The sequence below is a fragment of the Thiomonas sp. FB-6 genome, from assembly GCF_000377645.1.
Taxonomy (GTDB): domain Bacteria; phylum Pseudomonadota; class Gammaproteobacteria; order Burkholderiales; family Burkholderiaceae_C; genus Thiomonas_A.
The window spans coordinates 1-2,514 of record NZ_KB898538.1 but is presented as its reverse complement, the minus strand read 5'-3'; the positions used below and the strand labels follow the sequence as shown (position 1 = coordinate 2,514).

3 protein-coding genes are annotated in these 2,514 nt (G+C 67.9%); all 3 read right to left on the bottom strand.

Annotation, left to right across the window (positions count from 1 at the left end):
• Positions 1-7 precede the first annotated feature (7 nt).
• Positions 8-724, bottom strand: coding sequence for an ABC transporter ATP-binding protein (locus tag D466_RS0119900; protein WP_026285527.1), 717 nt, complete (start codon positions 722-724; stop codon positions 8-10).
• Positions 714-1,667, bottom strand: a complete 954-nt coding sequence (locus D466_RS0119895) for a branched-chain amino acid ABC transporter permease (RefSeq protein WP_018915428.1) — start codon at positions 1,665-1,667, stop codon at positions 714-716. The genes D466_RS0119900 and D466_RS0119895 overlap by 11 nt, the downstream gene beginning before the upstream one ends.
• Positions 1,660-2,514, bottom strand: an 855-nt coding sequence (locus D466_RS0119890) for a branched-chain amino acid ABC transporter permease (protein WP_018915427.1), incomplete at its 5' end; no start/stop codon positions are given. The genes D466_RS0119890 and D466_RS0119895, both read right to left, overlap by 8 nt.

The window sequence follows — 2,514 nt, the reverse complement described above, 5'->3', positions numbered from 1 at the left end:
GCGCTCATCATGCCGCTCCAATGAATGCCGCAACCACTTCCGGGTCGCGCGAGGCCGCCTCCAGCGTGCCCTCGAACAGCATGCGCCCGGCCCCCAGCACGATCACCCGCTCGGTGATGCGGTTGAGAAACTCCAGCAGGTGCTCCACCACGATCAGCGCGATGCCCCGTGCCGCCAGCCGCTGCAGCAGCGCCGCGATCACGTTCAGCTCCGCCGGGTTCAGCCCCGCCCCGATCTCGTCCACCAGCAGCAGCTTCGGACGCGTGGCCAGCGCACGCCCCAGATCCAGCAGCTTTTGCTGGTTCACCGTCAGCGAGCCCGCGCTGCGCTCGGCCACCCCCTCCAGCTCGATCTCCCGCAGGATCTGCTCCACCTCCTCGGCCCCCATGCGCACCGTGCGCGCCGCCACCTCCACGTTCTCGCGCACCGTCATGTCCCGGAACACCTTGGGAACCTGGAAGCTGCGGTTGATCCCCGCGCGCGCGCGCTTGAACATGGGCAGCCGGTTGATGTTGTGCCCCTGGAAGTTCACCTGCCCGCTGTCGGCCTGCAGCAGCCCCGAGATCACGTTGATGGTCGTCGTCTTGCCCGAGCCGTTGGGCCCCACCAGCCCCACGATCTCCCCGGGCGAGACCTGGAAGGCCACGTCGTTGAGCACGATATGCGCCCCGAACTGCTTGCGAACCCCCACGAGCTCCAATAATGTGTCCGCTTTAGAAGACATCGATCCCCCTGCGCTGGAACAGCGACAGCACCCCACCGGGCAGGAACAGCACCAGCAGCACGATCAGCCCGCCGTAGATGAACTGGAAGTACTGCGGCGTGGAAATCCCGATGGCCGCGTACAGCGAATACAACAACGCCGCCCCCACCAGCGGGCCGATCACCGTGCCCACCCCGCCGAACAGCGCGAACACGATGGCGAACACCGACAGCTGCAGCGTGAACACCGCATCCGGGTAGAACACCGACAGGTTCCACGCGTACACCCCCCCGGCCAGCCCCGCCACGAAGGCCGACACCAGCCACACGATCAGGCGCGAGCGCACCACGTGGATGCCCGCCATCGCCGCGCTCACCGGGTCCTGCTTGATCGCCCTCAACGCCATGCCGAAGCGCGAGGCCCGGAAGTACGCCGCCAGCGCGATCGCGCCCAGCAGCACCCCCAGCATCGCCCAGTAGCTCAGGCTCGGGTCGTACACCTGCTCGATCTTCAGCCCGTAGGGCCCGCCCGTGTAGTCCGCCAGGTTCGGGTTCGACACCACGAAGTACAGGATCTGCGAGGCCGCCAGGTTGGCAATCGAGAAGTACGCCCCCGACAGCCTCAAGAGCGGCCCCAGCACCAGCCCCAGCAGCAGCGCCACCACCCCCCCGCCGGCCACGCAGCCCAGCACCGGCAGCTGCGTATGCAGCACCAGCAAGGACGTCGCGTACGCCCCGCTTCCGAAGAAACCCACGTAGCCGAACGGCAGGTACCCCGTGAACCCGTACAGCAGGTTCAGCCCCTGCGCCAGCACGATGAACGTCATCAGCGTGAACAGCAGCGACTCGTTGTGGTACAGGTGCGGCGCCGCGATGAACGCCGCCCCCACCACCGCCAGCACCACCAGCGCCGCGCGCAGTCCGCGCAGCGCGCGGCTCGAACTCTTGGTCTGAATGTCAGGCAAGGCGCACCGCCTTTCCGAGCAGCCCCGACGGGCGGATCAACACAATGATCAACAGCAGCGCGTACGGCACCACGTTCGACCACGACGAGTAATAGGTCTGCATGAGCATCGTGCCCAGCCCGAACACCAGCCCCCCCACGATCGTGCCCAGCGGGTTGCCCAGCGAGCCGATGATCACGATGGCGAAGGCCGTCGTCGTCAGCCCGTCCCCCAGGTCCGGCGACACCGAGCCCAGCAGGTACGGCACGAACACCCCCGCCATCCCCGCCAGCGCCAGCCCCGCCACGAAGGCAATCGTCGAGACCTTGCGCACGTCGATCCCGGTGGCCACCGCTTCCTCCCGGTTGGCCATCACCGCGCGCGTCGCATAGCCCAGCCGGCTGTGCGAGAAGTACGCCCACAGCACCGCAAGCGCCCCCACGCTGACCGCCGCGGCCACCCACCAGCTGTCCGGAAACTGCTGCCCCAGCACCCCCAGGTTGCCCGCGCCCAGCGCGTTCTGCGGCAGCGAGCGCTGGTCCGCCCCGAAGGCCAGCTGCGTGGCCGCCTCCAGGATCTGCCCGATGCCGAAGAACAGGATGAACGACAGCATCTCCGGGTCCCCGCTGCGCTGCAGCCGCGGCACCACCCCGCGGTACAGCGGCCAGCCCACCACCACCGCACCCAGCACCGACAGCGGAATCGCCCACAGCGGGTTGAACCCGAAGTGCCGCGATACCACCCACGCCAGGTACCCCCCCAGCACGATGAACTGCCCGTGCGCCAGGTTGATGATGCGCATCACCCCGAAAATGAGGTTCAGCCCCAGACCCACCAGGGTGAAGAAAATGCCGTACAGGATTCCCCC